Source organism: Mucilaginibacter sp., assembly GCF_964263795.1.
Taxonomy (GTDB): Bacteria; Bacteroidota; Bacteroidia; order Sphingobacteriales; family Sphingobacteriaceae; genus Mucilaginibacter.
On sequence record NZ_CAXVWK010000077.1, the window covers coordinates 21,441 to 29,040 of the forward strand.

7 protein-coding genes are annotated in these 7,600 nt (G+C 43.9%); 3 read left to right on the forward strand and 4 right to left on the reverse strand.

The genetic code is table 11. The annotated features are described in order from the left end of the window. Positions 1–117: 117 nt before the first annotated feature. Complete coding sequence (locus ACE5CV_RS13115) at positions 118–903, reverse strand: carbon-nitrogen hydrolase family protein (RefSeq protein WP_374950633.1); 786 nt, start codon at positions 901–903, stop codon at positions 118–120. Positions 904–1,093: 190 nt separating this feature from the next. On the opposite strand from ACE5CV_RS13115, the gene ACE5CV_RS13120 reads away from it, so the two are divergent. Beyond that, the gene (locus ACE5CV_RS13120; RefSeq protein WP_374950634.1) at positions 1,094–3,001 is read left to right on the forward strand and encodes an amidophosphoribosyltransferase; all 1,908 of its coding nucleotides are present in this window, start codon (positions 1,094–1,096) and stop codon (positions 2,999–3,001) included. Positions 3,002–3,242: 241 nt separating this feature from the next. On the opposite strand, the gene ACE5CV_RS13125 is transcribed toward ACE5CV_RS13120, so the two are convergent. Next, on the reverse strand, positions 3,243–3,899 hold the full coding sequence (locus tag ACE5CV_RS13125) for a LysE family translocator (protein WP_374950635.1): 657 nt from the start codon (positions 3,897–3,899) through the stop codon (positions 3,243–3,245). 184 nt (positions 3,900–4,083) lie between these two features. On the opposite strand from ACE5CV_RS13125, the gene ACE5CV_RS13130 reads away from it, so the two are divergent. Both ACE5CV_RS13130 and ACE5CV_RS13135 read left to right on the forward strand, forming a co-directional pair. Beyond that, positions 4,084–5,694: an MFS transporter gene (locus ACE5CV_RS13130; protein ID WP_374950636.1), complete on the forward strand. Its 1,611-nt coding sequence runs from the start codon at positions 4,084–4,086 to the stop codon at positions 5,692–5,694. Positions 5,695–5,812: 118 nt separating this feature from the next. Continuing rightward, positions 5,813–6,265: a cytidine/deoxycytidylate deaminase family protein gene (locus tag ACE5CV_RS13135; RefSeq protein WP_374950637.1), complete on the forward strand. Its 453-nt coding sequence runs from the start codon at positions 5,813–5,815 to the stop codon at positions 6,263–6,265. A 6-nt stretch (positions 6,266–6,271) separates the two neighbouring features. Here ACE5CV_RS13135 and ACE5CV_RS13140 read toward each other — a convergent pair whose 3' ends face one another. Further along, positions 6,272–6,796, reverse strand: a complete 525-nt coding sequence (locus tag ACE5CV_RS13140) for a hypothetical protein (RefSeq protein ID WP_374950638.1) — start codon at positions 6,794–6,796, stop codon at positions 6,272–6,274. Between the two features lie 4 nt (positions 6,797–6,800). Then, positions 6,801–7,478 carry a (d)CMP kinase gene (gene cmk / locus ACE5CV_RS13145; RefSeq protein ID WP_374950639.1) on the reverse strand — a complete coding sequence of 226 codons (678 nt, stop codon included), beginning with the start codon at positions 7,476–7,478 and terminating at the stop codon, positions 6,801–6,803. Positions 7,479–7,600 lie beyond the last annotated feature (122 nt).

Genomic DNA, 7,600 nt, shown 5'->3' on the forward strand with positions numbered 1-7,600 from the left:
AGGAATAATAGCAGTTATTCTATTACGTTGATAATGAGCAATTAGCAATTTTTCACAGGTGTTCACGGCCGTGAACGTGAACACTTTGTCAGTTTACATCAAAGCCCGGATGGTCATTTAGTACAATTCTGGCTTAAAACGTTTGGCCAGCTTCCCTGTGGCTTGGTCCGGGTCTATTTCAGCTGTTATTACCCCGGCTTCGCCGTACGGCTGATAAGCTAAAACAGAACCATCCGGAGCGATGATAGAACTGGTTGCTTCCTGATATTTCATGGCATAACCTACGCTGGCAAAATATATCGTGTTTTCCATTGCGCGCATCATCATCGCCTTTTCATAGTACGGACTGGCAGGGTCGCCCCAGGTGGTTAGCTGTTTACCTGTAACATCACTGCCGGTTAAATGCGGATGAAAAACCACATGTGCGCCATTCCGTGCAGCCCATCTCACAGATTCCGGGTAGCGAAAACCTTCATGGCAAATGGTAATCCCAAACTTTAAGCCGTTCACTTCAAATAAATTTCGCTTTGTACCGGCATGCCAAACCTCATCTTCAGATGGGTCCAGCTGGTTTTTGCTTTGGTAGCCCAGCACTTTACCATCAGACGAAATAACATGCGCTACATTCAGGAATTGATCGCCTTCGTACCAATCCATCGGCATTATAATCGTAATCGCGTGCTCCTTCGCAATTTCGCAAACCCTTGCCAGTGCGTTTTGTAACTCTTCGGGCGTAGCTTTGGGTACCGGGTGGTCGGCCAAAGGGTAACCGGGGATAAACGTTTCCGGGAAGCAAACGATCTCTGCACCCTGCATTACCGCCTCTGTTACCAGTTTGGCGGTAGTGTGTAACCCGTTGCTTATAGATGTAGGGAAGATAGGAGAGGCTAAAGCAATTTTCATAGTTAAAGTTAATGGTTGATACTGGGATTAAAGAGATTAAAAAGAATTTTGTACGAAAAATCAGCTATTTTAAGTTCTTGCCACCTGTTAAAACGTGATGATCAGGGGTGTTAAAAACTACCATTTAAATGACAATATGTTTAAACGCTATTTAAGATAATATCATACCTTTGCGTGCTCATTCCCAATCATGAGCGATCAGATTAAACATGAATGCGGTGTGGCATTTATCCGCCTGTTAAAGCCACTATCCTATTATCAGAAAAAGTACGGCACTGCGCTGTACGGTTTAAACAAGCTTTACCTTTTAATGGAAAAACAGCACAACCGCGGCCAGGATGGCGCCGGTGTGGCTACCATTAAACTGGACATTGAACCCGGCAAGCGCTACATTAGCCGCCACCGTTCAATGGCATCTAACGCTGTAGCTGATATCTTTGAATACATCCAGAAAAAGTTTGCCGAAATTCAAAAGGAAACACCTGAGAAAATGGCTGACGCCGAATGGCTTAAAGAACATGTTAGCTTTACCGGCGAAGTGTTACTGGGCCACCTGCGTTATGGTACACATGGCAAAAACAGTATTGAAAGCTGTCACCCTTTTTTACGACAGAATAACTGGATGACTCGTAACCTGGTAATTGCCGGTAACTTCAATATGACTAATGTTGACGAGTTATTGCAGCAGTTGTATGATCTTGGCCAGCACCCTAAAGAACAGGCTGATACCATTACGGTACTGGAAAAAATGGGCCACTTTATTGATACCGAAAATCAGGGCCTATTTGATCAGTACAAACGCGAGGGTTTGAATGACAACCGCGAGATCAGCAAGCTGATTGCTAACGATATGGACGTTGCCAAAATCCTGAAAAAATCGGCCAAGAACTGGGATGGCGGTTACACCATTGCCGGCATATTAGGCCACGGCGATGCATTTGTAATGCGTGATCCTGTTGGCATACGCCCGGCGTACTATTATTATAATGACGAGATTGTTGTTGCCGCTTCCGAGCGTCCGGCCATCCAAACAGCGTTCAATATTCCTATAGATGAAATTCGGGAAATCAGACCGGGACATGCGCTTATCGTCAAAAAGAACGGTAAAATAACCGAGGATATGTTCAGCGAGCCGCTTGAGAAGAAGGCCTGTTCATTTGAACGGATCTATTTTTCGCGCGGGAGCGATGCTTCTATCTACAGGGAGCGTAAACAACTGGGCCGTTTGCTTTGCCCGCAAATACTCGACTTTATCGACCACGATATTAAGAATACCGTATTCAGCTATATCCCGAACACCGCTGAGGTTGCATTTTACGGAATGGTAGAGGGAATACACAAATACATTAAAAAATACCAACGGGACAGGCTTCTGAACCGCGAGGATAAGATAAGCGAAGAAGAACTAACGGAAGTACTTTCGCTTGCACCGAGAGTAGAGAAAATAGCTATTAAAGATGTTAAGCTCCGCACGTTTATTACCCAGGATGCCGACCGCAGCGAAATGGTTGCCCATGTGTACGATACTACCTACGGGTTGATCAAGAACGGCGCAGATACATTGGTGGTGCTGGACGACTCCATTGTGAGAGGTACTACGCTTAAACAAAGTATTCTGAAAATTTTAGACCGACTTGGCCCTAAAAAGGTTGTAGTGGTATCATCGGCCCCGCAGATCCGCTATCCGGATTGTTATGGTATAGATATGTCCCGCATGGGCGAGTTTGTGGCTTTCGAGGCGGCTGTCAGCCTGTTAAAAGAGCAGGGTAAGGAAAGTATCATTGAGGATGTTTATCAACAGTGTAAAGACAGCCTTAAACTGCCTAAAGAAGATGTAAGAAATTACGTGAAGGCTATTTACGCGCCGTTTACTGATCAGGAAATATCTGACCGTATTGCGAAAATCATAACACCGAAAAATATAAAAGCTGAAGTACAGGTGATCTACCAAACTTTAGATAACCTGCATATTGCCTGTCCGGACCATACCGGCGACTGGTACTTTAGCGGCGATTACCCAACTCCGGGTGGCAATAAGGTGGTTAACCGCGCCTTTGTTAACTGGCGCGAAGGTAAAAACCAAAGGGCATATATGTAATTAAAGCTAACAGATTAAAGCTAAAAGGCGAAGGGTGTTTACTCTTCGCCTTTGTTATTTTCTGGCGTTTAGTTGTTTGGATTTGACATCTATACATCCCCAATTGCTGCAAGTGATGGTTAAGGTGTTTGTAATTGAGATTGCGCCACTCCTTTAGGTTATAATAGGGCAGGTAACCCTATTGAATGATCCTGTCCCCAATAGTCGTGCTGCCCGTTAAGTATGGACTTCCTGACAATACTTATCCTGCCGCCGGGGCCGAGAATACGTAATGCGTAACCAACCGATCTACCAATACTAAAGATGCAATAATAAGTGCGATACCTGCCACCTCGTTTAGGCGATGTACCAGTTTTGGAGAAATACGGTCGCGGAGTTTGTTGGCGTAGAAAGCCTTTGTAGTATCCAGCCCGAATTGTACTATAAGAATGGTAATAAACATGATGGCAATCTTTAACGACCGGTTGTGAACGCCCTCGTGATATACCGTACTGGCGGCGCCGATGACCACTGTCCAATGAAAGAGGATGGTAGGATTAAAAATGCACATTACAAACCCTTTGATGAAATAGCCGGCTTTGTTAACCTTTTTGGGTACAGCGTTTTTGTACTCCACATCAGCTTTTTTAAAGATGTAGTAAATGCCGATGGCAAATAAAACGGCGGCACCTACAATACCGGCAATGGTTTTATCGTGCGGGGTGATATCAAAATACTGCGAACCAAACAGGATGGCCCCAACAAAAACCATATCGCTGCACACTACGCCAAGTGCAAGGGCCACACCGGCGTGGAAGCCTTTATCGATACTGGTTTTGATTAATGCGAAGAAAACCGGGCCTGTTATGAACGTTAGTACCAAACCAAACCCAATTCCCGAAATAATGGCTTCTATCATTAATTAAGGCTTATATCCTTGTTTGTTATCCCGCTAAAAAATCAGGACACTAATATGCAAATTTATATGGTAACCAACTACATTGTAATTTGTGATTTAAAATTTGAAAAAATTGCAGCCTTAGTTACAAAAAATGAATATGTTTAGTGTTTCAAACACACCGTTAGTACTAACCAATTAAATAATGGAACAAAACAATACTAAGAGTAATGGTTCGGCACTTTATACCATCATTACGGTCTTTTTTTTCTGGGGCTTCCTGGCAGCCTCAAACGGCATCTTTATTCCCTTTTGTAAGGCGCATTTCAGTTTAACACAATTTGAGTCGCAATTGATCGACTTTACCTTTTACGGAGGGTACTTCATTGGATCTTTAGCTTTGTATTTTGCATCGGCAGCAAGCAAGGTAGATATCCTGAATAAAATAGGTTATAAAAATGGTATCATCTACGGTTTAATTATATCTGCAGTTGGCGCAGTAATCATGATCCCTGCAATCAACTCCGGTTCGTTTGCATTTATTTTGTTTACGTTCTTCGTTATTGCTTTAGGTTTTTCGCTGCAGCAAACAGCAGCCAACCCATTCGTAGTTGCTTTGGGCAGCCCTGAAACAGGTACGCACCGTTTAAATTTTGCAGGTGGTGTAAATAACTTTGGCAGCATCATGGGGCCACTGATTGTAAGCTATGTGTTGTTTGGCTCCCCTTCGGCTAAAATTCCTGCATCCGATGTAAAGATCGCATCGGTCAACACCTTGTACATCATCCTTGCTGTGCTTTTTGTGGCTGTAGCTATATTTTTCTGGGTATCTAAATTGCCAAGCGTTACCAGCGACGAGAAGATTGAGCCAAGCAACAAAGCCAACGCTCCTTTAGGCATCATATTCATCGCCTTTCTATTAATATTGGCAGCTACTCCGCTGGCACAGGCTACAGGTATTGAAAAGTCTTATTTTGTTTATGCTTCATTGGCAATTATCCTGTTTACACTAATCGGTTCCGCATCGGCCGCCGGTAAAGGTGGCTCGGGTTGGGGTGCTATGCAATACCCACAGTTAGTTTACGGTATGCTGGCCATTTTCACTTACGTTGGTGTTGAAGTTACCATCCAAAGTAATATGGGTGCTCTATTGGAGACGCCAGCCTTCGGTAATTTTGCTACTGACCAGGTGGCCCCGTTTATTTCGCTATACTGGGGTAGTTTAATGATCGGCCGTTGGGCCGGAGGTATTGCAGCCTTCCAGCTTGCTAAAAACACTAAATTACTTTTAACCATTTTAGTTCCTTTTGTGGCATTTGGTGTGGTGTTAGTAGTTAACCGCGTCAGCGGTACAGATGTAAGCAACATGTACCCTTACGCGGGTTGCGTGGCCATATTGGTAGTAGGCTTTTTAATAGGCAATCAAAAACCGGTACGCACTTTAGCCATCTTTGGAATACTGGGAGCTATATTCATGCTGATTGGTTTGGTAGCAACAGGTATGATAGCTGTGTTCGCATTTATCAGCGGCGGTTTATGCTGCTCTATTATGTGGCCTTCAATTTTCTCCTTATCAGTTACCGGCCTGGGTAAATATACCAGCCAGGGTTCAGCGTTCTTGATCATGATGATCCTGGGTGGGTCCATCATACCACCGGTGCAAGGTATCCTTGCCGATGGTATCGGTATCCATAAATCATACATTATCCCAGTTATCGGGTTTGCATATTTAGCGTTCTTTGCCTTTAAAGCGGGATCTATCTTGAAGAAACAAGGGATCGATGTGGATAATATGGAAGCATCAGGCGGACACTAATATTTAGAGATTAAAGAATAGAGTTTAGAGGTTAGTCGGAGCAATCCGACTAACCTTTTTTCATTAGCTTATCAACTTCAAGACCTAATCTCTAATCCCTAACTTTTAATTAACTAACATGAAACCCACCTTCGACAATATATTCATGAACCTGGCTACCGATCTGGCTAAACGATCGCACTGCGTTAAGGCGCAGGTAGGGGCGGTACTGGCTAAGGACACCCGCATCATCTCGATAGGCTATAACGGCCCCCCATCCGGTACGCATAACTGCGACGAGGAGTTTCCGGAACAGGGCTGCCCGCGCGATTCTAAAGGCAGCTGCTCGCTCGCCCTGCATGCCGAAGAAAACGCTATACTATACGCGGTAAAAAACGGCGCTAACCTGGAGGGGGCAACGCTGTACACCACATTGTCACCATGCCTGCCGTGCGCCAGGCTGATCTTCTCTGCCGGCATCAAACAGGTTTACTTTGATAAATCATACGCCCAGTATAAAGGCTGGGCCAGCGACGAAGGCGTTGACTTCTTGAATAAGTTTGGGGTGAGTGCGGTTAAGGTAGAGGAGTAATACTCTTTATTTTACGTCAAATAACTTTAAAATAGTCTTTGGGTCCTGGTCGCCGATAAGTATAAACTCTCTTTCGGTTTCGCTATTAAGTCCCTTTACCTTTTTTGTAGTTTGTATTTCGATCCGCCCGTTATGTGGATAATAGCCCATTCCCCATTTCTTCTCTGGATTGTGATATACCCGCTTAATGTCTTCTTTCCTGATGATGAAATTTTGTTTATCTGCCTTTACAAACTTCTGATTGTCATTTAACAAACTGTCATATTTAGAGGAAAGGCTACGGTTTATATAGGCTTCCGGATCATGCATCACATTGGCAGGTACAGTTGTTCCTATTTTAAACGGAGATGATACACCGATATATCCATTTACCTTAGCCGCCATAACGGTGCTGTCCGTTACAAAAACCTTGTAAATACAGTTAGACATACCTTTGTACTGCATAGCGATAAAATAAGGCGGCTTAGTAACAGGCGTATCTACGGCTGGTTTATTTTTGTTTATGAAAAGCAGTAATAGTAAAAGTTTCATTTGCTTATGCTTTTAACAGCGGCTCCACCTTATTTAAAGCGAACTGCAATTGCTGATCAGGGGTAAGGTTGGTGTTATCTAATATAACGGCATCATCGGCCCTTACCAAAGGGCTTTCGGTACGGGTAGTGTCTGCATAGTCACGATGGGCCAGGTTCTCAAAAACCTCTTCTAACGTTACATCCGGGTTTTTTGCTGAGATCTCTTTAAAGCGGCGCTCAGCGCGTACTTTTGGGTCGGCAGTCATAAATAGTTTTACAGGCGCATCCGGGAATACCGCCGTACCAATGTCCCGGCCATCCATTACAATGTTTTTTGATTTGCCCATGCGCTGCTGCTGTTTCACCATTTCGCGGCGCACCTCTTTTATAGCCGATACCTCGCTTACCTTTTCAGATACCGGCATCAGGCGTATCTCTTCAGAAACCTCTTCATCGTTCAGGGTAATGTGCGTTTCGTAATCGCGCGAATGAAAGTTTAAGTGGATGTTTTTTAAAGCTTCTTCTATCTGCTCATGATCTGTCGAGCTGATATTGTTGCGCAAAAAGTATAATGCTACGGCACGGTACATGGCACCGCTATCGACGTAAATAAAATGAAGTTTTTTTGCTAACGCTTTGGCCAGTGTGCTTTTACCGCAAGACGAGTATCCGTCTATTGCAACTACAATGTTTTTGCTCATCGGGAAACGAAGTTACGAATTTTAAGGATTGGTTGTTGAAGTTACAACGCTTAACTGTTAAAAATGCTGCCCGCGCAAGGCTGCGTGATAAGGTAAAAAACGTAACAAAGGTTAACAAAGGT